The sequence below is a fragment of the Mycobacterium sp. 852002-51961_SCH5331710 genome, assembly GCF_001665535.1.
Classification (GTDB): Bacteria; Actinomycetota; Actinomycetes; order Mycobacteriales; family Mycobacteriaceae; genus Mycobacterium.
In genome coordinates this window covers 34,074-60,549 of sequence record NZ_LZSQ01000038.1, presented here as the reverse complement: position 1 = coordinate 60,549, position 26,476 = coordinate 34,074, and the positions used below count along the sequence as shown (strand labels likewise).

The 26,476-nt window shown below is 66.9% G+C and carries 20 protein-coding genes; 5 read left to right on the top strand and 15 right to left on the bottom strand.

The annotated features are described in order from the left end of the window. Positions 1-15 precede the first annotated feature (15 nt). Positions 16-432 (top strand): rhodanese-like domain-containing protein, encoded by a 417-nt coding sequence (locus tag A5752_RS06565; protein WP_156613653.1) that lies wholly within the window; start codon positions 16-18, stop codon positions 430-432. 24 nt (positions 433-456) lie between these two features. Here the strand turns inward: A5752_RS06565 and A5752_RS06560 are convergent, their stop codons facing one another. The 3 genes from A5752_RS06560 to lpqS all read right to left on the bottom strand — a co-directional run bounded on the left by A5752_RS06560 (position 457) and on the right by lpqS (position 3,350). Continuing rightward, positions 457-1,719 (bottom strand): MDR family MFS transporter, encoded by a 1,263-nt coding sequence (locus tag A5752_RS06560; RefSeq protein WP_067083474.1) that lies wholly within the window; start codon positions 1,717-1,719, stop codon positions 457-459. Beyond that, on the bottom strand, positions 1,716-2,825 hold the full coding sequence (locus A5752_RS06555) for a PLP-dependent cysteine synthase family protein (protein WP_067083472.1): 1,110 nt from the start codon (positions 2,823-2,825) through the stop codon (positions 1,716-1,718). Before A5752_RS06555 ends, A5752_RS06560 begins: the two co-directional genes overlap by 4 nt. Positions 2,826-2,936: 111 nt before the next feature. Next, a complete protein-coding gene (gene lpqS, locus A5752_RS06550) occupies positions 2,937-3,350 on the bottom strand; it encodes a putative copper homeostasis (lipo)protein LpqS (protein WP_231983337.1) in 414 nt (137 codons plus the stop codon). 290 nt (positions 3,351-3,640) lie between these two features. Here lpqS and A5752_RS06545 point away from each other — a divergent pair, with 290 nt between their 5' ends. After that, positions 3,641-4,372: a DUF305 domain-containing protein gene (locus A5752_RS06545; protein ID WP_067083514.1), complete on the top strand. Its 732-nt coding sequence runs from the start codon at positions 3,641-3,643 to the stop codon at positions 4,370-4,372. 54 nt (positions 4,373-4,426) lie between these two features. Here A5752_RS06545 and A5752_RS06540 read toward each other — a convergent pair whose 3' ends face one another. From A5752_RS06540 to A5752_RS27935, 5 genes are all read right to left on the bottom strand, one after another. Continuing rightward, entirely contained in the window at positions 4,427-5,560 is a 1,134-nt protein-coding gene (locus A5752_RS06540) for a sensor histidine kinase (RefSeq protein ID WP_082950779.1), read from the bottom strand. Between the two features lie 20 nt (positions 5,561-5,580). Next, the gene (locus tag A5752_RS06535) at positions 5,581-6,339 is read right to left on the bottom strand and encodes a response regulator (RefSeq protein ID WP_067083467.1); all 759 of its coding nucleotides are present in this window, start codon (positions 6,337-6,339) and stop codon (positions 5,581-5,583) included. Positions 6,340-6,465: 126 nt separating this feature from the next. After that, on the bottom strand, positions 6,466-8,736 hold the full coding sequence (locus A5752_RS06530) for a catalase (RefSeq protein WP_067083465.1): 2,271 nt from the start codon (positions 8,734-8,736) through the stop codon (positions 6,466-6,468). 134 nt (positions 8,737-8,870) lie between these two features. Beyond that, positions 8,871-11,726 (bottom strand): MMPL/RND family transporter, encoded by a 2,856-nt coding sequence (locus A5752_RS06525; protein WP_067083512.1) that lies wholly within the window; start codon positions 11,724-11,726, stop codon positions 8,871-8,873. A gap of 44 nt (positions 11,727-11,770) precedes the next feature. Beyond that, entirely contained in the window at positions 11,771-12,217 is a 447-nt protein-coding gene (locus tag A5752_RS27935; RefSeq protein ID WP_067083464.1) for an MmpS family transport accessory protein, read from the bottom strand. A 172-nt stretch (positions 12,218-12,389) separates the two neighbouring features. On the opposite strand from A5752_RS27935, the gene A5752_RS06515 reads away from it, so the two are divergent. Next, on the top strand, positions 12,390-12,986 hold the full coding sequence (locus A5752_RS06515) for a TetR/AcrR family transcriptional regulator (protein WP_156613651.1): 597 nt from the start codon (positions 12,390-12,392) through the stop codon (positions 12,984-12,986). An 89-nt stretch (positions 12,987-13,075) separates the two neighbouring features. After that, complete coding sequence (locus A5752_RS06510) at positions 13,076-14,392, top strand: MFS transporter (RefSeq protein WP_067083460.1); 1,317 nt, start codon at positions 13,076-13,078, stop codon at positions 14,390-14,392. 7 nt (positions 14,393-14,399) lie between these two features. Here the strand turns inward: A5752_RS06510 and A5752_RS06505 are convergent, their stop codons facing one another. After that, complete coding sequence (locus tag A5752_RS06505; RefSeq protein WP_067083458.1) at positions 14,400-15,077, bottom strand: FadR/GntR family transcriptional regulator; 678 nt, start codon at positions 15,075-15,077, stop codon at positions 14,400-14,402. Between the two features lie 89 nt (positions 15,078-15,166). On the opposite strand from A5752_RS06505, the gene A5752_RS06500 reads away from it, so the two are divergent. After that, complete coding sequence (locus tag A5752_RS06500; RefSeq protein ID WP_067083510.1) at positions 15,167-16,375, top strand: CynX/NimT family MFS transporter; 1,209 nt, start codon at positions 15,167-15,169, stop codon at positions 16,373-16,375. Positions 16,376-16,379: 4 nt separating this feature from the next. Here A5752_RS06500 and A5752_RS06495 read toward each other — a convergent pair whose 3' ends face one another. The 6 genes from A5752_RS06495 to A5752_RS06470 are packed head-to-tail and all read right to left on the bottom strand — an operon-like array spanning position 16,380 to position 26,476. Further along, entirely contained in the window at positions 16,380-16,994 is a 615-nt protein-coding gene (locus A5752_RS06495) for a TenA family protein (protein ID WP_067083457.1), read from the bottom strand. Positions 16,995-17,033: 39 nt separating this feature from the next. Next, positions 17,034-17,471, bottom strand: a complete 438-nt coding sequence (locus tag A5752_RS06490) for a hypothetical protein (RefSeq protein WP_067083455.1) — start codon at positions 17,469-17,471, stop codon at positions 17,034-17,036. Positions 17,472-17,518: 47 nt separating this feature from the next. Then, positions 17,519-18,373 (bottom strand): ABC transporter permease, encoded by an 855-nt coding sequence (locus A5752_RS06485; RefSeq protein WP_067083454.1) that lies wholly within the window; start codon positions 18,371-18,373, stop codon positions 17,519-17,521. Next, the gene (locus A5752_RS06480; RefSeq protein ID WP_067083452.1) at positions 18,373-19,215 is read right to left on the bottom strand and encodes an ABC transporter ATP-binding protein; all 843 of its coding nucleotides are present in this window, start codon (positions 19,213-19,215) and stop codon (positions 18,373-18,375) included. The genes A5752_RS06485 and A5752_RS06480 overlap by 1 nt, the downstream gene beginning before the upstream one ends. Positions 19,216-19,217: 2 nt before the next feature. Next, positions 19,218-24,725 (bottom strand): type I polyketide synthase, encoded by a 5,508-nt coding sequence (locus A5752_RS06475; RefSeq protein ID WP_067083451.1) that lies wholly within the window; start codon positions 24,723-24,725, stop codon positions 19,218-19,220. Further along, positions 24,722-26,476, bottom strand: coding sequence for an NAD(P)/FAD-dependent oxidoreductase (locus tag A5752_RS06470; RefSeq protein WP_067083449.1), 1,755 nt, complete (start codon positions 26,474-26,476; stop codon positions 24,722-24,724). Before A5752_RS06470 ends, A5752_RS06475 begins: the two co-directional genes overlap by 4 nt.

The window sequence follows — 26,476 nt, the reverse complement described above, 5'->3', positions numbered from 1 at the left end:
CATTCCCCGGCACGAATGCTCGTCGCGGCGTCGACGGTGACCGGCGTGATCTCGCTGGGCGCGTGTACGACGGAAGACACCCACCCGACGACCGCATCGCAACCGGAGACGGCGAGTGCCGCGCGGCTGGTGGACCCAGAGGAGTTCGCCGCAGCGATCGCCGAGCCCGATCGCGTGACAGTGAACGTTCACGTGCCCTTCGAGGGAGATATCCCCGGTACAGACCTGTCAATCCCGTTCGATCAGATCGCCGCACAAGCCGAGCGCCTCCCCGCCGATCGCAGCACTGCCCTGGCCATCTACTGCCGCTCCGGGCCGATGAGTACGGTTGCGGCCCAGACACTTCGCGATCTCGGCTACACCGATGTCGTCGAACTCCGCGGGGGCATGCGCGCGTGGCAATCCGGCGGTCGTCAGGTGAACGGCATCTGACCGATCGTGCTGGGGGGCGGCGCCTCAGGGCCTGGTGGTTGAAGTGGCGACCGCCTGTGGCTGAAGTCGGCCGGCGCGGTCCAGTCGGTAGAGCGCGAAAGCCGCCATCACCCCGATGGCGCTCAATACGAGCCACGTCAGCTCTGGCGCTCCGGCGTCGGCGGTCTTCTGCATGAGCGTTCCCGTGGCGAGATTGCCGACGAGAATTCCGATTCCGACGATGGTGTTGTAGAACCCGTAGTGCGTTCCGACCAACCGGCCGCCGGCCAGGGACACCACCGTGTCCATTTCGAATGGGAACACCGCGGCCGATCCGATTGCCAGCACTGCGGCACCGACGAGAAGTGCCATCACCGCTGCGATCTCGCCGGCACGGCTGCCGTCGGGCAGCACGGCCATCGGAATGAACGACGACGCGAGAACCAGCATGCCGATCACCAGGGAGTGCCCCGCCCCCCACCGCTTGGCGAACCACCGTGTGATCTTGAGCTGGCCTGCGACCGCGACCAGTCCGGAGATGACGAAAACACCCGCGACCACGAGCGCTTCGGCATTCGGCAGCAGATCCTTGGCCTGTAGGGGTAGCGCCAGATAGACCTGGAAGGAGAGCACATACGAGCCGACCATCGCCACCGCGAAGAGCAGGAAGGACCGGTTGGCCACGACCGTTCGCCAGTCCTCCAATATCGAGGAGGCTTCCCGGGGCTGGGTGGCGTTGTGCTGCGGGAGCGCAAAGAGCTGCGCGATTGTCAGAGCCGCAAAGATCGCGGCCGCCGCGGCCGCTGCAATGCGAAAATCGAGGACCATCAACGCCAGGCCGACCAGCGGACCGGCAAGGATGCCCCCCTGGTAAAAGACGTTGAACAGGGCGAAGGCTTCGACACGACGGGGACCGGCATCGGCGGCGAGGTACGCGCGCACTGCCGGATTGAACAGTGCTCCGGCGAATCCTGTTGCCGCCGAGGCGATTAGGACGGTGGGCAACGAGTCGGCGATGATCAGGAGGCCGAAGCCGACGGTGCGCAGCAGACAACCGGCGACGATGAGCGGCTTGTATCCGATGCGGTCGGCCAACGTTCCGCCGACGATGAACATGCCCTGCTGAGAGAAGTTGCGCACGCCCAGGACCAGACCGACGGCCCAGGCGGCCAGCCCGAGCGGCCCCGCAAGGTATCCGGCCAGGTAGGGCATCAGCATGTAGAAGCCCAGGTTGATGCCGAACTGGTTGATCATCAGCAGCCGGCTCGGCCACCCGAAATTGCGGAATTCGGCGACAAGGCTCCTCATCGCATCGCCTCTACCGGATCCACGATCGTGGCGCACCGTGTCCACGAGGACACCACACGTTGTCTTGGGTCATCGATGACCGCCGGTTCGGCGGGAGGTGTTTCGCCGAGGAGACCGTGCTCGCGGCAGAAATCGTCGTTGTAGATGGTGTCGAAGTAGCGTTGTGGGCCGTCGGGGAAGATCGCCGCGATCGTCATATCCGCCGGATGGCTGCGGGCCGCCCAGCCGGCGACCAGAGCCACCGCGCCGACACTCCAACCGCCACTGGCGTAGTGGGTGGCCGCCATCGTGCGACATGCCCACACGGCTTCGGCAGGGGCAACCCAGTGGACCTCGTTGAAGGCCCCGTAGTCGACGTTTCCCGGATAGATGCTCGACCCCAGGCCGCGCATCAGTCGTGTCGAGGCTGGTTGGCCGAAGATGGTGGAGCCCACCGTGTCGACCCCGATCAATTGCATGTCGGGGTTGAACTCCCGCAACACCCGCGCCACGCCGGCCGAGTGACCGCCGGTACCGACCGAGCACACCAGCACGTCGACGGTGCCGAGTTGAGCGTGCAATTCCAGAGCCAGCCCACGGTACGCGTCGACGTTGTCGGGGTTGTTGTACTGATCCGGATACCACGCACCTTCCTCGGCGGCCAGCACCTGCAGCACCCGGTCACGGCGCGCCTGCTGCCAACCGCCGTCGGGATGCGGCTCGGTCACCAGGTCGACATCGGCGCCGTACGCCCGCAGCATTCGCTGGATGATCGGCTCCATGCCGGGATCGGTCACCAGGGTGACCGGATGCCGATAGACCGTGCCGGCCAGCGCGAGGCCCAAACCCAATGTACCGCTGGTCGATTCGACTATTCGGCGGCCTGGCCGGAGCGCACCGCTGGCCCGCGCACGCTCCACCATGTACATGGCCGGACGGTCCTTCATGCCACCGGGACTGAAGCCCTCGAGCTTGGCCCAGAAGCCTCGATGAGCCGGCGCAAAGGGTTCTGCAATGCGCAACACCGGGGTGTGGCCGACCATGGTGCCCGGGCGGTCATAGCGGCCCAGGCATCTTTGACCAGGAGTATGTGGTTTCAGAGTATGAAGGGACAGAACGTGATTCATCTACGTGCATCGCTTCTGTGTCGAGCCGCGCAAATCGGTACGCGGCAGCTGAAAGGGGGCGACGGTCACCGACCGTGCCGCAACCAGGCGGCGTGGTCTGACGCCACCGGATCAGCGTCGCGCGATGCAGAGACGGGTGAGCAGCACCCGGCCGGACAGAACGGAAGGTCGCGACTTGGGCGGACCGCGGATGGCAGCCAGTGCCGGTTGATGCCAGCACACCGCGACAACCGCGAGCGCGGCAATCAGCCCCAACAGGACGAGTGAGGTGGACGCTCGCGGAAGAACCGCCTCGGCGAGCGCATCCGGGGGCAACGTGGGCGACGCATCACCGATGTGCTGATGATCGATGACGGCCGGGTGATCGCCGACGAGAGCCGACGAAAGTCCATGCGGCCCATGCGCCGTGGTGACCTCGTCGACCGGCAGCGTCCACTGGGCGGCGACGGTGACGAGCCACAACGCCATGCCCAGCGCGATCGCCGCGCCGGTCCGCGACGCCCGGACGGCCATCTGGTATCTCACAATGTTCCCGAGGGTAGCAGCGCAACGGCGATCGGCTTCCTCACCCAAAGACCTGACGCCATCTCGTTATCGGGACGCGACACCAGTGCATCCGCATACCTGCGAAGGCCTGGTCAAAGCGTGTGCAGCGCCCGCGACGTCCTCCGTGAACCACGCCGTGCGATCCGGTCCATCGCTGTTGAGCGATCGGGCTTCTTTATCAAATCTTCAGGGAACGACTACAGCACTCCTATGGCCGTTCGAGAAGACTTGGCGACAAATCGGTGCGTGATGGACGTGGAGGATGTGTGGTGAAGGTGAACAGGCCCAGCGCGATCGGAGCGGCGGTGCTGGCCGCGGTGTCTGTAGTCGCGGCGTGCGGCAACTCTGCGACCAACCAAGAGACGGCATCCGCCGCTCCCACTCAAACCGTGAGTACAGCGCCGGCAGCAGACCACAATCATGCCGACGTGATGTTTGCCCACCACATGATCCCGCATCACCAGCAAGCGGTAGAGATGAGCGACATGATCCTGCAAAAGCAGGGCATCGACCCGCGGGTAGCCGACATGGCGAGGCAGATCAAGGATGCGCAGGGCCCGGAGATCGAGCAGATGCAGGGTTGGCTCGACCAGTGGGGTATGCCCGGAATGCCCGGGCCGGGCGGAATGCCCGGGCCGAAAGGCACCGGTGGCAACATGCCCCCTGGGCATGGCGGAATGCATGGTTCGGGCACCGAAACCGTCTCTCCGCCGGCATCGCCGGGGCCGAGCGGGTCAATGATGCCGAGCATGGGAAACATGCCGGGCATGGAAGGGATGATGTCGCCGGCCGATATGCAGGCCCTGCAGAACGCTCAGGGCGTCGAGGCCAGCAAGCTCTTTCTCACCCAGATGATTCGGCACCACCAGGGCGCAATCACCATGGCGCAGAACGAGGTCGACAACGGTCAGTTCCCCGACGGCGTCGCGCTGGCCAAATCGATGGTGAGCAGCCAGCAGAAGGAGATCGACACGATGAACGAGATACTCAAGTCGCTGTAGTGGCCCGCACGGTCGCGGATACGTTGTCACCACCCGACGGCGTAGTGCGTCGAGTCAGGAGCTGACCGTCGGCGAGGCTTGATGCTTGTCGAAGGCATGGGCTCCGATCACTGGATGTAGGGGCACCGTCACGATGAAGGTGGTCCCTTCTCCGGGTCCGCGGCTGGTCGCGCTGATGTGGCCGCCATGGGCCTCGGTCAGCGCCTTGGCGATTGCCAACCCGATCCCCGCACCACCCCGGTCACGGTCTCGGGCGGTGTCTGCCCGGTAGAAGCGCTCAAAGAGGTGTGGCAGATGTTCGGCGGCGACGCCCTCGCCGTCGTCGGAAACGGTGAAGACCACATCGGTGCCGACAGTCCCGACAGCGAGGGTGACGTGGCCGCCGGCCGGAGTGTGCCGGAGAGCGTTGTCGAGCAGATTCCCGATCACCTGGGTCAGGCGCTGGCGGTCACCCCATAGTCGGGGCGCGTCATCGAGTCGAACCCTCAGCGCCACACCAGCTTCGGTGTAGCGATCGGCGAACGCGGCACGCACCGTGCCGATCAGCTGACCGGGGTCGACCCACTCGGGTGCGATGGTGGTGTGGGCCTCCTCGGCTTGCGCGAGGGCGGCGGCGTCCGCCGAGAACCGCACCAGTCGGCCGGTCTGCTCACGCAGCATTGCGACGGTCTGTGCGTCGAGGGTTCTCACACCGTCCTCGACGGCCTCCAGGTAGGCCTCGAGCACCGCCACCGGGGTACGGATCTCGTGGGCCAGGTCGCCGAACAACCGGCGGCGGGTCGATTCGACCGACTGAAGCCGTTGCGCCATCTGGTTGAACGCGGTTGCCAGCCCATCGAATTCATCGCCCAGTCGTGGTGGTGTCACCCGGATGTCGTAGCGGCCCTCGGCAACGGTCGCCGCCGCCGCAGATATCTCGGCGACCGAGCGCTGCACGCGCCGGCTCAGATATACGGTGACCACGAGCGCGGTCAAGGCCGCCACCGCGATAGCGGTCCCGACCGAAATAGCCGTGGCGTGGCGGTAGGCCTGTTCGGCGTGGAACTGCTCACTGGAGTTGTGTGGCACACCCGCCTGATGGAGGTGGTCACGGAACAGCGGCGGGCCGACCAGTGAGGCCACCACCCAGGTCGTGACGCCGACGGCGAGCAACACCAGTCCCTGCGCCAACAGCAACCGGCGGAGCATCCCGGTACCCGTCGACGCCCTCACTGCCCGGTCCCCATCCGGTACCCCACTCCGCGAACAGTGAACACGAAGCTGGGCTCGGCAGGGTCGTCACCCAGTTTGCGCCGAAGATGTCCGACGTGGACATCGACGAGGTGGCGGTTGCCGACCCATGTCTCCCCCCAAACTGCTTCGATGAGCTGCCGGCGGCTCCACACCACACCAGGGCGTGACGACAGCACGGCGAGAATGTCGAACTCAGTGCGCGTCAACGCAATCAACTGGCCACCGAGATACACCTGTCTGCCCGCGACATCGATCGACAGAGGGCCAAACACCCGCGGTGCCGGCACCTCGGCGCTCATCGACCCCGTTGCCGGGTCAGGTGCGCCGACGGTGCGAGGCCGACGCAGCATGGCGCGGATCCGCGCGACCAACTCCCGTGGACTGAACGGCTTGGTCATGTAGTCGTCGGCGCCGACCGAGAGGCCGACGATCGTATCGACCTCGGTGTCGCGGGCGGTCAGCATCACGACGTAAGCGTCGGAGAACGTCCGCAGCTGCCGACAGACCTCGACCCCGTCGATCCCCGGCAGGCCGAGATCCAACACCACCACATCCGGGTCGACCTCACGTGCCACGTCGAGCGCTTCGCCTCCCGTGTGGCGCACCGTGACGTCGAAATGCTCCCGCTCGAGATAGCTCGCCACCACTTCCGCCAGCGGCGCCTCATCATCGACGACCAGCGCGCGGTAGCCGGAATCCGCAGTGCAGGCGGACGATTGCGCGGCGGTATCCATCACCCCATCGTGCCGCTCAACCGCCCGCTTCTGGGCTGTTGACGAAATCTTCACACAACCATCATCAAACCGTTCTGGCGCTACCGGACCGCGGCCGGAGATGGTGGTCGCCGGCCGGCATCGCCCTCAGGCGAGGACCACGCGGTCCCACACCCGATGTTCGCCCAGCCCGTCGATCAGCGACTGGGCGAGGGTCGCCGCATCAGAGTCGGAGAACAGCCCGGGCCCGTCGGTGGGAACCCCTGCGGCGGTGGCAAGCTCGGTCCCCGCCGGCAGCACCGCGATCGCCTTATGGTGCCGGAACGTCTCGTCGACAATGCTTTTCGCTTTGGCGTCGGTCGGCGATCCCGCGATGAGGATCGCGTCGAACTCCACCGAACGCGCGGTCGCGTAGGTGCGAGAGACAGGCAAGGCACCGCCGTCGTGCTCGAGGGTGCCGCCGTGTGCGGCGACGACGAACGGCACGTTCTTGGCGTTCGCGATCGCGGTGACAGCGGCCGCCACACCGGCCAGATCCGACTCGGGGCCGGTGAGTATGCCGATCTGTCGACCCTCGACCGGCCATTCCTCACCGACCTGGGCCACGGCGGGGCTCAGCACGTCGGGATCCGCGGGAGGCACGGTGGGCGCGGGCGCCTCGAGACCCAATCCGGCCGCGACGGTCGCGCACAGCTCGGCGTCGATGTTCGCCAACGCCGCGAGCTGGCGCTCCTTGACCGCCTGCTCGTAGCACTTGCCCAGCTCGAACGTATAGGCCTCCGCGATGTGCTCCTGTTCTGCGCGGCTGAGGCTGCGGTAGAACAGCGTCACTTGGCTGAAATGGTCGTCATAGGTGGCCGGGGCGGCACGCCGCTTCATCGACTCGGGAACCACAGTCGGCACCTCGATGAACGCGCCGGTGTCCGCGCCAGCAAGGAACGGGCAGCCGCCGTCGAGGGAATTCGGCTTGTACGGCGCGACGCCGGGATGCACGCCGTGCTGGTGGAACCCGTCGCGGAACATGTCGTTGACCGGCGCGTGCGGCCGATTGATCGGGATCTGGCCGAAATTCGGACCGGCGAGCCGCGTGATCTGCGTGTCGAGGTAGGAGAAGAGCCGCGCCTGCAGAAGCGGATCGTCGGTGATATCGATGCCCGGCACCAGGTGCCCCGGGTGAAACGCGACCTGCTCGGTCTCGGCGAAGAAGTTGGTGACGTTGCGGTTGAGCTGAAGCGTCCCGATGATCTGCACGGGAGCCAACTCCTCCGGGACGATCTTCGTCGGGTCGAGCAGGTCGATGCCCTCGAACATCTGCTCGGGGGTGTCCGGAAGCACCTGCACGCCGAGGTCCCACTCGGGGTAGACGCCCTTCTCGATCGCGTCGGCGAGGTCGCGCCGGTGGAAATCGGGGTCCACCCCGGCGGTGATCTGGGCTTCTTCCCAGACCTGCGAGTGCACGCCGAGTCGCGGCTTCCAGTGAAACTTCACCAGCGAAGTCGACCCGTCCGGTCCGGTCAGCCGGAACGTGTGGACGCCGAAGCCCTCCATCATCCGGTAGGACCGCGGAATCCCGCGGTCGGACATGTTCCACATGGTGTGCGCCTGGGCTTCGGTGTGCAGCGACACGAAGTCCCAGAAGGTGTCGTGAGCGCTCTGCGCCTGCGGGATCTCCCGGTCCGGGTGCGGCTTGGCCGCGTGCACGACGTCGGGGAACTTGATGCCGTCCTGGATGAAGAACACCGGGATGTTGTTGCCGACGAGGTCGAAGGTGCCCTGGTGCGTATAGAACTTCGTGGCGAAGCCGCGGGTGTCGCGCACCGTATCGGCCGATCCGCGGGAACCGAGCACCGTCGAGAAGCGAACGAAGACGTCGGTCTCTTCGCCGGACCGCAGGAATTCCGCCTTGCAGATCTTCTCGGCCGCACCGTTGGCGCGGAACACGCCGTGCGCGGCGGCGCCGCGCGCGTGCACCACTCGCTCCGGAATGCGTTCGTGGTCGAAGTGCGTGATCTTCTCGCGAAGGTGGTGGTCCTGCAACAGCGTCGGCCCGCGCTCACCGGCTTTGAGGGAGTGGTCGGTGTCGTACAACCGCGCGCCCTGGGCGGTGGTGAGGTATGCCTCCTGCTGGCCACGGGCGGTCAACGGGCCGTCGACGGTCGCACCCGTTGCCGTGCGCAGCTCGGGCGCAACCTGATCGGCCTTCGGCGGCAACGGCTCGCGCGGGGCGGTCGGCTCGTCGAACGACGGCGCCTCAGGGCCGGGCGCGCCTGGAATGTACGACGGATTGTGCTGTTCGGCCCTGCCTTCACGCTTCAACTCTTCGTTGCCGATCAGCGCCCCCGCCGCCTCCTTGGCCTTGCCCTTGGCCTCCTCGACCATTCCCTTGACTGCTTCCTTCGGTGCGCGGTCGTCGGCCATCAAGCTCTCCTAAATCGTGGCGGTTCGGGGCACGAGCACGCTCGCCGGCGTGAGCCCCACTGCGGCGGGAGGTTTCCCTTACGGCGCCACTCGAAACCTGACCCACCCATCCGCGCGTGGGCCGAGGTCTCCTATCAGCTCTCCTCGGACCGCAGAAGGGTCCGCACCTCGGTGCGCGTTCCGTACGGGCGCAGCATTCGGCTCGCCGGCCGCGGACGCACGTTCAGTGGCCACCAGAACCAGCGGCCGAGCAGGGCCGCGATGGACGGCGTCATGAAGGAGCGGACAATCAGCGTGTCGAACAACAACCCCATGCCGATCGTCGTGCCGATCTGGCCGAGAACCACCAGGTCGCTGAAGATGAACGACGACATCGTCGCGGCGAAGACGAGCCCCGCCGCGGTGACGACGCTGCCGGTTCCGGCCATCGCACGGATGATGCCGGTGTTGAGTCCGGCGCCGATCTCCTCCTTGAACCGCGAGATCAACAGCAGGTTGTAGTCGGCCCCCACGGCCAGCAGCAGGATGACGGCCAGCGCCAACACGATCCAGTAGAGCTGTATCCCGAAGATGTACTGCCACACCAGAACCGACAAGCCGAACGATGCGCCCAGCGACAGCGCGACGGTACCGACGATCACGACCGCGGCCACCAGGCTGCGGGTGATGAACATCATGATCAACAGGATGAGCGCCATCGCCGCCAGCGCGACGATCAGCAGGTCGTACTTGGCGCCGTCCTGAATGTCCTTGTAGGTCGAGGCGGTCCCGGCGACATAGATCTTCGCGTCCGACAACGGGGTGGCCTTGATCGCATCGAACGCGGAGTCCTTGATCGCGTTGATGTGCGAAATCCCCTCCGGCGTGGCGGGTTTCCCCTCATGCGTGATGATCATCCGCGCGGCCTTGCCGTCCGGTGAGAGGAACAGCTTCAAGCCGCGTTTGAAGTCGGGGTTGTCGAACGCCTCCGGCGGCAGGTAGAACGTGTCGTCGTTCTTGGCCAGATCGAACGCCTGACCCATCGCCGTCGAGTTCTTCAGTGCCTCGTTACTCTGGGCGTTGATGCCCGTGGTGGTGGCGTAGTTGGACAGGGTGAGGTCGCGGTTGCGTTCCTGGATGGCGATCTGCGGCGGCAAGAGTTCGACCAGTTTCGGCTGCAGGGCGTCGAGCTTGTCCAGACTGGCGGTGATGGTGCCGAACTGGTCGGCCAGCAGGGCGATTCCGTCCAGGGAGTCGAACACCGATCGCAGGGCCGAGCACATCGGAATGTCGAAACAGTGTGGCTCCCAGTAGAAATAATTGCGTATCGGCCGGAACTGGTCGTCGAAGTTGGCGAGCTTGTCGCGCAGGTCCTCCACGATCGTCACCGTGTCGTGGAACGCCTGCGTCTGCTCGTGCGTCGCGGCCGCACTCGCCTGCTGCAGAGCCACCTGCTGTTTGAGGATGTCGATGGTGTTGCTGATCTCGTTGGCCTGCTTGAGCAGATCGGCGCCGCGCGCCTGCTGATAGCTCAGGTTCATGATCTGGCTCGCGCTCTGGGCACTGATCTGAAAAGGGATGGAGCTGTGGCTGATCGGCGTGCCCAGCGGCCTGGTGATCGACTGCACGAGGTTGACGCCCTTGGTGTGCAGGACGGCCTTGGCGACGCGCTCGAGGATCAGCATGTCGGCGGGATTACGCATGTCGTGATCGGTCTCGATCATCAACAGTTCCGGGTTGAGGCGCGCCTCGGAGAAGTGCCGCTCGGCGGCCGTGTAGCCCTCGACCGCCGGCGCCGAGGCGGGCAGGTACGGGCGCGCGTCGTAGCTGGTCTTGTAGCCCGGCAGCGCGAGAAGGCCGACGAGTGCGAGCAACGTCGCGACCGCGAGGATCGGGCCCGGCCACCGCACGATCGCGGTGCCGATGCGGCGCCAACCACGCACGCGGGTCGCATGTTTGGGCTCCATGAGCCCGAAGCGGGTGGCGATCAGAAGGACGGCCGGCCCCAGCGTGACCGCGGCCGACAACGTCACGAGGACTCCGATGGCGGCGGGGATGCCGAGCGTCTGGAAGTACGGGAGCCGGGTGAAGGCGAGGCAGGCCACCGCCCCGGCGATCGTCAGCCCCGATCCGAGGATGACGTGAATGGTCCCGCGATACATGTCGTAGTACGCAGAGACTCGGTCCATGCCCTTGTTGCGCGCCTCGTGATAGCGGCCCGCCACGAAGATCGCGTAGTCGGTGCCTGCCGCGATCGCGAGCAGCGTCAACAGGTTCGTCGCATACGTCGTCAGGCCGATGAGCCCGGAATCCGCGAGCACCGCGACCACGCCTCGGGCGGCGGCGAGTTCGACGAACACCGTGACGAGCATGATCAGCGTCGTCAGGATGGACCGGTAGACGATGAGCAGCATCACCGCGATGACGAGGAAGGTGATGGCGGTGACCTTGTGGGTGCCTTCGCTACCCACCTCGAAGTTGTCGGTGATGAGCGGTGCCGCACCGGTCACGTAGACCCGCAGCCCGGGCGGTGGCGGTGTGTTGTCGACGATCCCGCGCACCGCGTCGACGGATTCGTTGGCCAGCGCTTCGCCCTGGTTGCCCGAGAGGTACAGCTGAACCAGCGCGGCCTTGCCGTCCTTGCTCTGTGAGCCGCCCGCGGTCAGCGGATCTCCCCAGAAGTCCTGGATGTGCTCAACGTGTTTGGTGTCGGCGGCCAGCCGGCGCACCAGGCCGTCGTAATACTCGTGTGCCTCGGCGCCCAGGGGTTGGTCGCTCTCGAGCACCACCATCGCGGCGCTGTCGGAATCGAATTCGTCGAAGACCTGTCCGATGTGGCGCATCGCCATGATCGACGGTGAATCGGCGGCGTTCAGCGATACCGACCGCTCTGCGCCCACCACTTCGAGCTGTGGTCCCACGACGTTGGTGACCGCGGCGACCGCGACCCAGATCAACAGAATGGGCAGGGCCAGGCGACGGATGAGACGCGCGGGCCGCGAACCCGTCACCGCGGCGTCGGAGCGATGTGCCCCCTCGTCGGTGCTCTGCGCGGTCACGCCGTCTTGTCCAGGCACGAGATGTATCCATTCACGTTGTCGGAGGACCTTTCGTCCGTGACCACCCCGTTGACGGTGATGCGACATCCGATGACCGAACCGTCGCCTTGTGCACGCAGATCGACGAAGAGGGTCGGTTCGTCGGTGACCAACTCGTGCGACCACGGCAGGGGCACGTCGTCGACGCGCTGGGGCTGGGCGTCGATGTCGAGGAAGTTGACCGTGGCGACGGAGCCCGGAGTGCCGAAGACCTCCAGCAGAACGCGTTTGGGGTTGAAGCCCGTGTTCTCCAATGCCTCGGCGCCGGTCTTGGAAACGACGTTGTTGGATCCGAAGATGCCGTGCAGGCGGTAGATGCTGAAGGCGACGAGCGCTACGACGACGACCGCGACCACGATCGTCCACCGCCGGCGCACAAGTCTTCCCACCGAAAAACCGCTCACCGGCGCCCCTTTCGACGGCTGCCACGATCCGGCCTCGGAATGGGTACTCACACGAAGAATGGAGGCCAATTCGAAACGGTACGGTACCGTACTGGCTGTCGCAACCGCTATCCTCGACGGGCCCGTGGTGGCGCCCGCGTAAATATTGGAAGAGGGGCGGTGAGGAGTGAGCGTGAAGTCCGGATCCAGCAACGCCGAGTCGGCTACCTCGTCCGGCTCGCGCTGGACCCCGCGCGAGGCCGAGTTGCTGGCCATCACGCTCCAGCTGTTACAGCAGCACGGCTACGACCGGCTGTCGGTGGAAGCCGTTGCCACGCAGGCGAAAGCGAGCAAGGCGACGGTGTACCGCCGCTGGCCGTCGAAGGCGGACCTGGTGTTGGCCGCGTTCATCGAGGGCACGCGCGTGACCAACGTCCCCCCGAACACCGGATCATTGCGCGGTGACCTGCTGGCGCTGGGCGAAGCGGTGTGCCGGCAGGCGTGCGAACACGGCAGCACGATGCGCGCCGTCCTCAACGAGATGTCGCACAACCCTCGGCTGAGTGAGGCCATGCAGAACGAATTCGTCCATCAGCGCAAGATGGTGATCAACAAGGTCCTCGGCGACGCGATCGAGCGCGGTGAGATCGACGGGTCGAAGCTCAACGACGAGATCTACGACCTGCTCCCGGGATACCTGGTGTTCCGTTCGCTGGTCTCCGGGCGGCCTCCGACCGACGAGACCGTCCGCGTCCTGGTCGACGAGGTGTTGCTGCCCAGCCTGAAGTGATCCGGTTCCGCAGAAGTCGCCGTGGCCGGGGACGCCTCGTTTAGCCTCCCTGTGAACGCGCCGCTCGACCGTGGGACCGGAGGACTGTCGTGAGCACCTACCTGCCGGACCCCGCCGTGGAGAACAGGACGCTGACGAAGGTCACCTGGCGACTGATCCCGTTCCTGGTATTGCTCTACATCGTCAACTATCTCGACCGTGTCAACATCGCGTTCGCCGGGCCGAACGGGATGAACGACGAGCTCGGTATGAGCGCGAAGATGTTCGGCTTCGCCTCGGGCATCTTCTTTCTGGGCTATCTGCTGCTCGAGGTGCCCAGCAACATCGCCCTGCACAAGTTCGGCGGCCGCCGCTGGCTCGCGCGGATCATGGTCAGCTGGGGAATCATCAGCGCCGCAATCGCTTTCGTACCCAACGCCGAGACGCTCATCGTCCTGCGCTTCCTGCTCGGCGTCGCCGAGGCGGGCTTCTTTCCCGGCATCATCCTCTATCTCACGTTCTGGTTCCCCGAGAAGCAGCGGTCGCGGGCGGTGTCGCTGTTCATGGTCGCCGTACCGGTCTCGACAGCGGTCGGATCGACGATCTCATCGCTGATCATCGACTGGGGCCACGGGATGTTCGGACTCGCCGGCTGGCGATTCATGTTTCTGGTCGAGGGACTGCCCGCGGTCATACTCGGCGTGATCTGCTGGTTCTACCTCACCGACCGGCCCGGTGCCGCGGACTGGCTGCGCACCGACGAGAAGCGCTGGCTGGAAAGAACTTTGGACGACGAGCGCGCGATCGCCGAGAGCGCCGGCCACTGGCCGTTGAAGAAGGCGCTGACCCATCCGCGCATCCTGGCCCTGGCGTTCATCTACTTCGGGATCACCTACGGGCTCTACGCGGTCGGCTTCTTCTTGCCCACCATCGTCGCCGGATTTCAGGAGGAGTACGGCGTCCATCTCGACGTGATCCAGCGCGGGCTGGTCACGTCGATTCCGTACGTCGTGGCCGCGATCGTCATGGTGCCATGGGCGTGGCACTCCGACCGCACGGGCGAGCGCGTATGGCATGTCGCGATTCCGGCGATCGTCGGAGGTATCGCCATCCCTGCGGCCCTGTACATGACCGACGTCTACCTGGCGATGCTGGCCGTCACGCTGTGCACCTGCGCGGTCATGTGCGCGCTACCCGTGTTCTGGTCTCTGCCATCGGCTTTCCTGACCGGGGCCGCGGCCGCCGGTGGTATCGCGCTGATCAACTCGCTCGGCAATCTGAGCGGGTTCGGCGGTCCGTACATCACCGGCTGGCTGACCGACCTGACGGGCAACAGCAGGGTGGCGATGTGGGTGGTGGGCACGCTGTCGTTGGCGGCCGCCGCCCTGGTCGTCGCGCTGGGCAGCAGGCGCGCGGCCCGGGAGTAGCGCCGCTTCAGCAGTCGCCGTTGGCGGGCAGGTCGGCAAGCACTCCGTCGATGATCTCGGCGGCCGTGCGGGCGGCACGTTCGCCGTCACCCGCGGCGATATGTTCCAGCAGCACACCGTGATCGACGACCTCGACCGAGGCGTCCTGCCCGCTCGCGACACTGGCCGTGATGGCCTCCATCAGCCCCCGGTACAGCTCGGTGAGCGTGGCGTTGTGCGAGCTGCGCACGACGGCCAAGTGGAATTCTGCGTCGGCGCGGGCGAATTCGTCGGTGTCTCCCCCGGCCAGGCATGCGTCGCGGTGATCGAGTAGCGCCCGCAACTCGGCCAGGTCGTCGTCGGTACGGTGCGCCGCGGCCGCACGGGCGCCCTCGGCCTCGAGCGCGCGCCGCACCGCGAGCACCTCGCGCCACTCGGCACCGCAGAGCCGGCCCAGCGCACCCGACACCTCGCTGGTGGCTCGGACATAGGTGCCGTCGCCCTGCCGCACCTCGAGGATGCCTGCGTGCGCCAGCGCCCGCACCGCCTCGCGCACGGTGTTGCGGCCGACGCCGAGCGATCCGACCAGGTCCGTCTCGTTGGGGATGCGCTGCCCGACCGGCCACTCGCCGCGGGTGACCGAGGCCCGCAACTGCTCGATGACCTGCTCGACGAGGCCGGTCCGCCGCGCGGTGACCAACGGCACAGAGACATCCTTTCAACCAATCATGGGATGTATGGCACATTAGCAGGATGCGCGTCGATCAGCGGGATGAAGACACCGAGCTGTCGACGATGCCTGACACAAGGAGCACCGCCGCCTCCGATCCCGCCCCGATTCCGCTGGTCGCGGGCGGTGCCCTGCTGGCGGTGGCCGTCGTGCTTACGGCCCTGAACCTGCGGCCCGCCGTCACCAGCGTCGCCCCCCTGCTCGGCGAGATGCGGGCCGAACTCGGGGTCTCGGCGACGTGGGCCGGACTGCTCACCACCCTGCCCGCGCTGTGCTTCGCGGTCGCGGGACTCACCGCGCCCCGCCTGGCCGCCCGCATCGGTCTGGGGCGCACCGTCTCCGCCGCCCTGGCGGCGATCACCGTCGGACTGGTCGCTCGCACCCTCGACGGTCCGCACACCGTGATCGCGGCGACGCTGGTCGCATGCGCGGGCATCGCGTTGGCCAATGTGTTGATCCCCGTCGTGATCAAGGGGTCGTTCCCCGCACGCGTCGGCCTGATGACCGGGATCTACACCGCCGCGCTGCAAGGCGGCGGTGCGCTCGGGTCGGCGGTGACGCCCGGACTGGAAGACCCCCTCGGCGGGTGGCGCGCCGCGCTCGCCGCGTGGGCCGCGGTCTCCTTCGTCGCGCTGGTGGCCTGGTTGCCGACATCGCGACGGCACGGCGGCACGTGGGCGGCGCACACCACCCCCGTCGGCGGGCGACGCTCGCTGCTGCGAAACCGGTTGGCGTGGACGGTCACCCTGTTCTTCGGCTGCCAGTCGTTGATGGCCTACATCGTGATGGGTTGGCTGCCACAGGTGTTCATCGACAACGGGGTCGACAAGACGCAGGCCGGCCTGCTCGTCGGGCTCACATCGCTGGTCGGCGTGCCCATCGCGTTGGTGATCGCACCGTTGGCCGCGCGCAGCCGCGGACAGAGCGCATGGATCGTCGGGCTGGGCGTCGTGGGCCTGGCGGGCACGCTGGGCCTGATGATCGCGCCCGCCGCGCAACCCCTGTTGTGGAGCGTGCTGATCGGTATCGGCATGGGCGTGTTCGCCTTAGCACTCGCGGTCATCGCGCTGCGCGCCCGCGACGCCGCCGACACCGCCCAATTGTCCGGGATGGCACAGGGATTCGGCTATCTGATCGCGGGCGTGGGCCCCTTCCTGTTCGGCCTTCTGCACGACGTCACGCACGGCTGGACGGTGCCGTGGGTGATGTTCGGCGGGGTGTACGTGGTGCAGATCGTGCTCGGTGCGCTGGCCGGGCGCCCGCGTTACGTCTGATCGCTCACCGCGTCAGGGCCGCGTCGAAGAACGCGAGCTCCAGCCGCATCGCGCGCCGGTAGGCCGTCCGCGCCGCCGGGATGTCGCGGGCCTGCCGATCGAGCAGCCTTTCCAGTAGCGACGCCACCTCGTCGAAACCGGGATCGGCGTACGTCTGCACCCATTGCGCGTACGGCCCGGCGGTCTGGCCGTCGAGCGTGACCCCGATGTGTGCATACAGCCGCATGCACGGTGTCATCGCCGCGCACACCACCCCGACCTCGGCGGTGGCGGCGGTGGCCAACAGGAACTCGGTGTAGGCCAGCGTTGCGGCGGCGGGTTCGACGTCGGTCATGTCGATACCCCACGACGCGGCATAGGACGCGTGTAAGCCGAGTTCCTCACGCACTCCGGCGAGAAGGTCCGCGAAGGTCAGCAAGGTGTCCGTATCCGAGCTCCGTGCGAGTGCCAGACCATATGCGCGAGCGAAGGATTCGAGGAAGAACGCGTCCTGGGCGATGTAGCCGGCGAACAAGTCGCGCTCCAGCGACCCGTCTCCGATTCCCCTTACGAACGGGTTGGCCAACACCTCGGCCACCACTTCGGCGTTCTCGGTCCACAGCTGCGCTGCCAGTGACATGCCACGGACTCTAGTCACGGTCAGCCGTGGGATGGGGCCTCAGGCGGTGAGCCGCATCTCCTCACCCGGGTGTGAGCTGAGCGTCACGACGACGGTGCCCCTGCCGGTCGCGAACCTGGTATTGGCGTAGCCGATGAAGCCGTAGTGTCCGTCGATGGTCGATACCGCGGTGATGTCGTCGCTTCCCGATGCGCCGGTGTCGAGGTTCTTCCACGCGGCCGTGACGGTCAGCGCACAGGAGCCATCGTAGATTCCGGCGTCGTAGTGGATCGCGACGCGCACACCGTTATCCGGCCTGCCGTCGAGCTGCACGGGCTCCACTTGCGCCTCCGCTCTGACGTTTCCCCCACATGTCGGCGAAGCCACCACGGGCACCGGGTCCAGCTGTGCGGCGGCATCGGCGTGCGCCGTCGCCGCAGCCGGCCATGGCGCGACGAGTGCGAGCACGAGTGCGCCGAGGGCACGGAAGGAGGCCATGTCTCGGTTATCGACGGTGACCGGGCCTGCGTTAGCCGTAGACCGCGTCAGGTCCGGTCGGACCACCGGAACACCGCAAGGCACCCGACGAGTCCGGCGACGCTCCACGCGGCCAGCACGAGGAAGATGCGCCAGTGCTCCCAGCTGCCCGCCGGTTCCAGCGCGACCATCTCCGCAGGCAGAAGCACCGACCGGAATCCCTGGGCCATCCACTTCACCGGGAACAGCGAGCCGATCACCAGCATCCAGGCCGGCAGGATCATCAGCGGCACGTACGTTCCCGAGACGAACTGAAGTGCCACCGACGGGCCGTTGGTGAGGACGGCGGCCGACACCGCGTTGCTCGCCAGGTTGCTGATGAAAATGCCCAGCAGCGAGCAGCTGACGATGCCGAGTATCGACACCCAAGCGAGGGTGAACCATCCGACCGCATCGGTCGGCAGGTGCAGACCGAAGACGAACACCCCCACGATCAACAGCAGAACGGCCTCGGCGAAGCTGACGACGGCGACCAACGCGATCTTGCCGATGAAGTACGACGACGCGGTCGCCGGTGTGCCCCGCAGCCGACGCAGCGCTCCGGTCTCCCGATCGGCGGCGATGCTGATTCCGAGGTTGACGAACGACGTAGACAGGATGCCGTAGGCGAGCATGCTCGCCGCGATCACCGCACCGGTGCTGGTCTCGTTGTCGGGGAGCTTCGCCGAGAAGATCGAACCGAGCAGCAGACAGATCACGGCGGGCATGGAGAACGTCAGGACCATCTGTTCGGGCCTGCGGTAGAACATCTTCAGCTCGGGGACGATCCGTGACCATCCGATACGCACCGCCGACGGAACGGTGCGCTCCGCGGTGGCGCGGTGGCGCGGCGGTGAGGCGGATACGACGTGTTGGGTGTCCATCATGGCTGGCCGATCAGATGCAGGTAGGCGTCTTCGAGCGTGGGCCGGCTGATGGTCAGCTGCGCCAATTCCGCACCGTCGCGACTGTGGCGCCGCACCAGTTCGGTCGGGAAGTCCGTTGTCTCCACGCGGAACTCGGCGCCGTCGAACCACCGCACGGTGGCCGCGGAGTTGACGTGTTCGGTCAGGCGTCCCGGCGAGTCGACCGCCACGACCCGGCCGTCGGCGATCACCGCGACGCGGTCGGCCAGTGCTGCGGCCTCTTCGAGGTAGTGCGTGGTCAGCAGGACGGTGGTGCCGTCGGCGGCCAGCAACTTGATGAGTTGCCAGAACTGCCGCCGCGCTTCGGGATCGAAACCCGTTGTGGGCTCGTCGAGAAAGAGCAGTTCGGGTCGGCCGACGATGCCGAGCGCGACGTCGAGGCGACGGCGTTGCCCACCCGAGAGCGCCCGCACCCGCGAGCCGGCGACGGCGTCGAGGCCGACGAGTTCCAGCACCTCGTGTGCGCCGCGGGCGATGCTGTAGCAGCTGGTGAACATTTCCACCGTCTCACGCACCGTGAGCATCCCGGCGTCACTGACCTCCTGCAGCACGATGCCGATGCGGGCCCGCCAGCTGCGGCCTGCCGAGCCGGGGTCCTCCCCCAGCACGCGCACGGTGCCGGAGTCGCGGGTCCGGTTGCCCTCCAGGATCTCTATGGTCGTGGACTTGCCGGCGCCGTTGGGGCCGAGGATGGCGAAGATCTCGCCGTGGTCGACGTCGAGGTCGAGGTCGCGGACCGCCGGGTTCGGTCCGTAGGCCTTCGAAAGCCCCCGCACGTGCACCGCCGTCGAATTGGCCATCGTCAACCCTCGAGTTCGGCCAGCAGGTCTCGCAGATCGGCCTCCGACATGCCGTCGATCAGCCGGTCCACGTCGTCGTCGGCGGCGGCCGGTTCCTGCGCGGACGGCGTCGCCTGCGTTGCCCCGTGGATCGTGTGCAGTTCATCGAGCACACGTGCGGCCAGCGAGTCGACGCTGACACCCTTGAGGATCTCCAACACCGGCAGATCGATCGAGAACGTGGTGTTGATCCTGACCCGGAAGTCCATCGCCATCATCGAGTCCAGGCCGATGTCATCGAGCAGGTCGTCGTTGCCGAAATCGGTCACGGCACAGTCGAAGACAGCGGCGACCAGCCGTTCGACCTGGTCGACGATCACGTTGAGACGCTCGGACTCCGGCGTGTGCGCGAGCACCTCCAGGATCGACCCGTCCGCGCCGCTCCCGGCGTTAGTCGCGGTAGCCGCGTCGAGTTCGGCGAACATCTTGGGCAGGTGGCCGCCGAGCAGTTGGCGGGCACGGTTCCAGTCGGCGCTGATGGCGACGACATTGGGGACGGCCTGGTTGATCAGCCGGTCGAGGATCAGCGACCCGGTCGCGGGTGTGATCAACTCGATTCCCCGCATGGCGTAGACGTTCTCAAGGTTGAGGTCTTCGACCATGCCCACCGACCACGGACCCCAGCCGATGGTGAGCGCCGGAAGCCCCTGCGCCTGCCGGTGATGCGCGAATGCGTCGAGAAACGCGTTGGCGGCGGCGTAGTTGCCCTGTCCGGGTGAGGCGATCACCGAGCCGGCGGAGGAGAACATCACGAAGAAGTCGAGTTCCTGCTCGGCGAATGCGGTGTGTAGCACCCGGGTGCCGGTGACCTTCGGGCCCATCACCTTCAGGAAGTCGTCCTCGCCGACGTTGACCAGAAGTTGGTCGTGGACGGCTCCGGCCGCGTGGATGACGCCGCGCACCGGCCTGTCACCGCCGCGGTTGTGCTCGGCCAACCAGGTCGAGACCTGGTCGATGTCGGTGATGTCGACGCTGGCGACACTCACCTGCGCTCCGAGGCTTTCGACGGAACGGACCGCCTCGATACCAGCGAACTGCGGATCGTCGGGGGTCATGCCCGACCATTGGTCGCGCGGCGGCAACCCGCCCCTGCTGAGCAAGGTGATGTGTCGTGCGCCGTGCTCGGCGAGGTAGGTGGCCACGGTGCGCCCGAGGGCCCCGGTGCCGCCGGTGACGACGTAGGTTACGGTGGGAGAAAGCTTGGTGGGGAAGGGTTTCGTGAGGTTGGCGCTCGGACGCAGCCGCGGAACCAAAGTGACGTCGCCGCGGATCGCGGCCTGGTCCTCGGATTGCGGATCGAGGATGTGCCTGCAGACACGCGTCGCGGTGTCGTCGATGTCGTGGGCGTTCCCGAAATCGATGTCGATGTCGATGAGTCCGCCCCAGCGCTCGACGAACTCCTGGTGTCCGATCACCCGGCCCAAACCCCACACCGCGGACTGGTCGACGGCCAGCGGTTCGGTGCCCAGCGCCGGTTGTGCGTTCGCGGTGAGGAGGTACAGGCGCGGGCTGACGGTGTCGTGCGCGGCGAGCGCCTTGGCGATACGCAGGACGGCGAGGGTGCCGAGGTGGTCGTTCGTTTTCGCGACCGACGCCTGGGGGTCCTGGTCGAGATCGATTGCCCAGCAGTCGATGACACCGGTGAGTTCACCGTCTTCGGCGAGTTGCCGGTCGAACAGTTCGGTCATCTGCTCGGCGGACCGCTCGTCGATCGCATACCCGTCGTCGATCGCGGTCAGGGCGTCGACGGGGCGGTGTGCGACGGTGCGTACGCGGTGGCCGCCGTGCCGCAACCGGTCGGCGAGCGCGGTGCCGAACCCGCTGTCGTCGACGAACACGAGGAACGAGGAGGGGTCGACCTGCTGGTTTCCGGCGAGTTCGGGCGCCGGGACCCAGTGGAGTTCGTAGAGCCCCTTGTCGATTCGCTCCGGGGACATCCGTGTCGAGGCGCTCAGTGACCGCACCGTGAAACCCTCGAAGACCGCGAGCGGTTCGCCTCGGTGGTCGCAGATCGTGATGTCGCTTTCGATCTCCTCCGCGGTCGCCGACCTGACGGCCAGTCGCACCGTCATGTTCCCCTTGGGGCTGTCGTACACGGCGCTGTGCCGGATGCGCGTGGGCAGGAACGGGCTGTCGCCGGCACCGCTGCCGGAAAGTGGTGCGCCGAACAGGGTTTGGAAGGCACCGTCGATCAGTGCCGGGTGGAAGCGATAGTCGTCGAGGTCGTCGACGATGGGCGCCGGGATGTCCATCTCCGCGACCACCCAGCCCTCGCCCGCCGTGAGCCCGGTGACGGCTCGGAACGCCTCGCCGTAGTCGAACCCGATTTCCTCGGTGAGGGCGTAGAACTCGTCACCGGTGACCGCGTTGGCCGACAACACTTCTGGCGGCACCGTTCGCCCGCGTGGGGACTTCGGCAGCGTGGTGAGTTCGGCCGTCGCGGTGATCGTCCACTTCAGTTCGCCGTCGGCCGTCGCGGTGAACGCGGCGAACTCGAGGTTCCCGGTGTCCTGGTTGAGCGTGGTGCGCAGGATGGGATCGCAGGTGTCGTCGAGGATGAGGGCACGGTGCAGCACGAGATCGTCGACACCGAGGTCGGCGCCGTAGGTTTTCCTGCCCGCCGCGAGCGCCATTTCGATGTACAGCGCGCCGGGTACGACGACGCTGCCCTGCACCCGGTGGTCGGCGAGGAACGGCACCAGCGCGGTGCTCAACTCGATCTCCCAGGTCGGGTGAACGGCGCTCACCGGCTGACCGAGCAGCGGGTGCACCGGGTGATAGTGCAGGGACTCGGTCGCCTCTTGCGTCTCGTTCCAGTACCGCCGCGACTGCCACGGGTAGCTCGGCAGCTTGAGCAGTCGGGCTCCCCCGCGGGGGTAGAGCGTCGCCCAGTCGATGTCGTGGCCGTGGTCGTGCAGCACGCCGAGGCCCGTCATGAACGTGCGCACGTCGTCGTCGTGGCGTCGCTGCATGGGCTGCACGAGCGTCTTCTGTGCGCCGGCGATCTCCAGGATCGAGGCTGCCAGTACGGGATGCGGACCGAGCTCGACGAAGTGGGTGTAGCCATCGTCGAGCATGCGGCGCGCTGCCGGTTCGAAAAGGACGGTGGCGCGGGTGTTCTGCCACCAGTAGGCGGCGCCGGAGCGGTATCCGTCCAGCCGATCGCCGGTGACCGTCGAGTAGAGCGGAAGGTCCGCCGGTTTGGAAGACAAGCCGTCGAGGGCGTCGTGGAGATCGCTTCTGATCGCGTCCATGTAGTGCGTGTGATAGGGCACCTTGCCGGTGAGGTACCGGTGGAAGACCCCGGCGTCGTCCAACCGGTGGGCGATGGCGTCGAGCACCTCGCCGTCACCGGCGATGGTGACCGCGGAGGGGCTGTTGATCGCGGCCACCGAGACCCGCCGGCCGAACTCCTCGCGAGTCGCGTTGTCCAGCGCCGCCATCAGCGATTCCGCGTCCAGTCCGACGGCGAGCATGCGGCCCTGACCGCTGGTGCGTTGTTGAAGCCTGCTGCGGTGGTAGATGACCTCGATCGCCTGCTCGAAGCTCAGCAGGCCGGCGAGATGGTGGGCGGCCACCTCTCCCGCGCTGTGGCCGACGACCGCGTCGGGTCGGATGCCGAACTCTTCGAGTTGTGCGGCGAGCGCGATCTGGATGGCGAAGTTCGCGGGCTGGGCGAACTCGGTTTCGCCCATCCGCGAATCGCTTTCGTCGCGCCGGAGTTCCTCGAGCAGCGACCAGTCGGTGTGGCGGGCCAGTTCGCGGTCGCTTCGCGCGATGCTTTCGGTGAAGGCAGGCAAGACGCCGAGGAGCCCGCGGCACATCTTCCACCATTGCGGGCCCATACCGGAGCAGACGAACGCCAGCTTGGGCGTCGCCGAGGATGTGCGGGCCGCCGCGATCTGGCCGCCGTCGGCGAGGGCGCGCAGTTGGTCGCGAGCGTCGGAGACACCGTGGGTGACCAGTGTGTGGCGATGGCTCAGATGTGAGCGTCGCTGCGACAGCGTGTATCTGAGGTCGGCCATGGTGACGGCCGGGTCGGCGTCCAGGTGGTCGGCCAACCGGCCCGCGGCGGCCACCAGGGCCTCCTCGCTGCGCGCCGAGATCGGCAAGAGGGTGAGCGGCGGCTCATCGGCCGAGGCCGGTGGCCGTGCCGCGGCCGGCGGTTCGGCGAGCACCGCGTGGGCGTTGGTGCCGCCGAATCCGAACGAGTTCACCCCGGCGATCCGCGGTCCGTCCCCGGGGAACGGGCGGCCCGTACGAGAGACATCGAGCTTGAGTTCGGCGAAAGGAATGTGGCCGCTGGGGTTTTCGAGATGCAGATGCGCCGGGATGTACCCGTGCTTGAGGACGAGGGACGTCTTGATCAGCCCCGCGACCCCGGCGCCCGCCTCCAGGTGGCCGATGTTGGTCTTGACCGACCCGATCGGCAGTGGGTCGGTCCGATCGGACGTCAGCGCTGCGGCCAGGGCACGGGTCTCCACCGGATCACCGACGGGTGTTCCCGTCCCGTGGGCTTCGACGTAACCGACGTCTCGGGCTTCCACGCCTGCGCGGCGTAGCGCCGACGTGATCGCCGCGGACTGTGCCTCGGCGCGGGGCACGGTGATGCCGTCGGTGCGGCCGTCCTGGGACACCGCGGTCCCGAGGATCTGCGCGTAGATGTCGTCGCCGTCGCGCAGCGCCTGGTCGAGCGGTTTGATGACGACGACGGCACCGCCCTCGGCGCGCGCATAGCCGTCGGCGGATTCGTCGAAGGCCTTACAACGGCCGTCGGGGCTGAGGAATCCGCTCTTGGACTCGGCGATCGCGGTATTGGGTCCGATCATGATGTTGACGCCACCGGCCAGGGCGAGCGAGCTCTCACCGTTCCAGATACTCTGCGCCGCCAGGTGCACCGCGACCAGTGAGCTCGAGCACGCCGTGTCGATCGTCATGCTGGGTCCGCGGAAGTCGAAGGCGAACGAGATCCGGTTCGCCAGCATGGTCATCATCATTCCGGCGGCCGAATGCGTCTTGAACTGGTAGCGGCTGCCGCGGCCCTGGTTCTGCAGCAGTTGGTAGTCGAGGGTGAACCCGCCGATGAACACGCCGACGTCGGTTCCGGCCAAGTGGGTCGGCGCGATCCCCCCGTCTTCCAGCGCCTCCCACGTGGTCTGCAGCATCAGGCGCTGCTGCGGGTCGATGGAATGCGCCTCGCGCGGCGAGATTCCGAAGAACTGCGGATCGAACTGATCGATGGTGTCGAGGAAGCCGCCTCGGCGGGTGACCATCTTCCCGACCTTCTTCGGGTTGGGGTCGTGGAAGCGGTCTGCGTTCCAGCGTGATTCGGGAACGTCACCCGTGGCGTCGACGCCGTCGGTCAGTAGCCGCCAGAAGTCCTCGGCGGATTCGACCCCGCCCGGTAACCGGCAGCCGATTCCGACCACCGCGAGCGGTGCGGGCCGGGGGTGATTTTCGATGGTCGTCATACCTGCAACTCACGGATAGCGGTGGAAATCCAGCCGGAACTGACCGGATTGTTGTGCTGCTCTTGGCGATAGACGGAGCGGAGTTCCCTCAGCAGGGCATCGCGTTGCCACTCCTGGACCTGCGCGACGGCGGCGTCGTCGTCGAACAGCGCGGATTTGTCGGCGAGCACGGTCTCGACGAGTTGACCCGCCAGTTGCCGCAACAATCGGCCGTTCGCGTCGAACCGGTCGGCGAAGTCGGGCGCCGGTTCCATCATCGCCTCGTGCAGTGTCACCATGAAGTTCAGCGGCGAGTACAGGTCGACGAACACCACGGACGATTCGCGCCCCTCGACCGCGGCCCACTCGCGGAAGAACCGTTGCACGCGGTTGCTCAGCGCGATCAACCCGTCGAGGTGCGGCACGACGGTCGGATCGTCGGCGACGCTGACGAATCGGCCGTTGCGGTAGAGCAGGCCGATGAACCCCCAGTAGAACGCGACGTCCCAGATGATCTTGGCCGACATCACGGTCGGCGTTCCCATGAGCGTGTACTGCCGCTCGTACACCGCAAGCCACATGTCGGAAAGTGACCGGAACAGCGAATCGCTGATGGCCGCCCTGGCGACGACGTCCTCGCCGTCGAGGTCGCGCACGACCATGTCGGCGATGAGGCCGTTGCCGATCGCGACCAGGTCCAGCCCCGAGGAGTACAGCGGGTCGAGGAACACGCCGGCGTCGCCGGTGAGGCACCAGCGGGCCGCGCCGTCGAAGACCTTCGTGGCGGCGTGGCTGTAGTGCTTCATCACCCTGAAGTCCATGATCTGGTCGTCGTATCGGGCGATCTCGTCCGCGCACTGCGGCTCGTGTTCGCGAATCCACGCCTTGGCCTTGTCCAGCGTGTTGAACTCGTCGAACGCGTGAAAGTCCGGGTCGGCGACGATGCCGACGCTGGTGGCGCCGGAGGCGAGGCGGATGAGCCACACCCAATAGCCCTCGCCCATCAGGTGATTCGTCGACAACGCCCGGTCGCCCTCGACGAGTCGCGACTGCCAATCGACGTCGTCGCTCCACCGTCCGACGTCGAGTTCGGCCTTGACGCGGAACCAGGCCGCGTTGCAATGGTGGTCGGTGGCGCGCTTGAGGTTCAGCTGGCGCGACAGCGTCCGGTTCCGTCCGGACGCGTCGACGACCCAACGTGCCGTCGTGCGCATCGTGTCGTCGCCGTCCTGGTAGCAGACGGTGTGGCCGTCGTCGACGAATTCCACGGCGCGCACGCGCCCGCGGACGACCGCGATCCTCTCTGCCGCACACCGGCGGGCCAGTTCGTTCTCGAGCCTGCCGCGGTCGATCTGATAGGTCACCTGGGGCACGAACGAGGAGCTGCCGAGTTCGACGCGTCTTGCGATGTCGGTATTGTCATTGTGCGAGAAGAATATCCGCAGCCCCATCTTGCGGATCTGCTCGGTGTTCAGGTGGTCGGCCAGGCCGAGGCGTTCGCGCAGATAGTGCGCGGACACCTCGACGGTCGACTCCCCCACGGTGTGGGTGATCTCGGGAACGGGACGCTCAGTCGGTTCGATGAGCACGATCCGGATTCCCGGGCGTGCGGAGCGTAGCTCCAGCGCGAGGGTCAGCGCGGCGGCGCCGCCACCGATGACGGCGACATCGTGCTCGGTGTCGGCGGTTGCGCTGTTGGACAACTGGTTTCGGATCTTGCGGGCGAGTGCGGCCCTGGCCTCGGGGCTGAGTTCTGACAGTCTCTCTCGCAC

Coding starts and splice junctions, on each gene's coding strand:
- A5752_RS06560 (WP_067083474.1), bottom strand. CDS start 1,719: ATGAGGAGCCTTGTCGCCGAATTCCGCAATTTCGGGTGGCCGAGCCGG.
- A5752_RS06480 (WP_067083452.1), bottom strand. CDS start 19,215: ATGGCCAATTCGACGGCGGTGCACGTGCGGGGGCTTTCGAAGGCCTAC.
- A5752_RS06495 (WP_067083457.1), bottom strand. CDS start 16,994: ATGTCACTGGCAGCGCAGCTGTGGACCGAGAACGCCGAAGTGGTGGCC.
- A5752_RS06500 (WP_067083510.1), top strand. CDS start 15,167: ATGCCTGACACAAGGAGCACCGCCGCCTCCGATCCCGCCCCGATTCCG.
- A5752_RS06490 (WP_067083455.1), bottom strand. CDS start 17,471: ATGGCCTCCTTCCGTGCCCTCGGCGCACTCGTGCTCGCACTCGTCGCG.
- A5752_RS06485 (WP_067083454.1), bottom strand. CDS start 18,373: ATGGACACCCAACACGTCGTATCCGCCTCACCGCCGCGCCACCGCGCC.
- A5752_RS06565 (WP_156613653.1), top strand. CDS start 16: ATGCTCGTCGCGGCGTCGACGGTGACCGGCGTGATCTCGCTGGGCGCG.
- A5752_RS06535 (WP_067083467.1), bottom strand. CDS start 6,339: ATGGATACCGCCGCGCAATCGTCCGCCTGCACTGCGGATTCCGGCTAC.
- A5752_RS06530 (WP_067083465.1), bottom strand. CDS start 8,736: ATGGCCGACGACCGCGCACCGAAGGAAGCAGTCAAGGGAATGGTCGAG.
- A5752_RS06540 (WP_082950779.1), bottom strand. CDS start 5,560: ATGCTCCGCCGGTTGCTGTTGGCGCAGGGACTGGTGTTGCTCGCCGTC.
- A5752_RS06475 (WP_067083451.1), bottom strand. CDS start 24,725: ATGACGACCATCGAAAATCACCCCCGGCCCGCACCGCTCGCGGTGGTC.
- A5752_RS06555 (WP_067083472.1), bottom strand. CDS start 2,825: ATGAATCACGTTCTGTCCCTTCATACTCTGAAACCACATACTCCTGGT.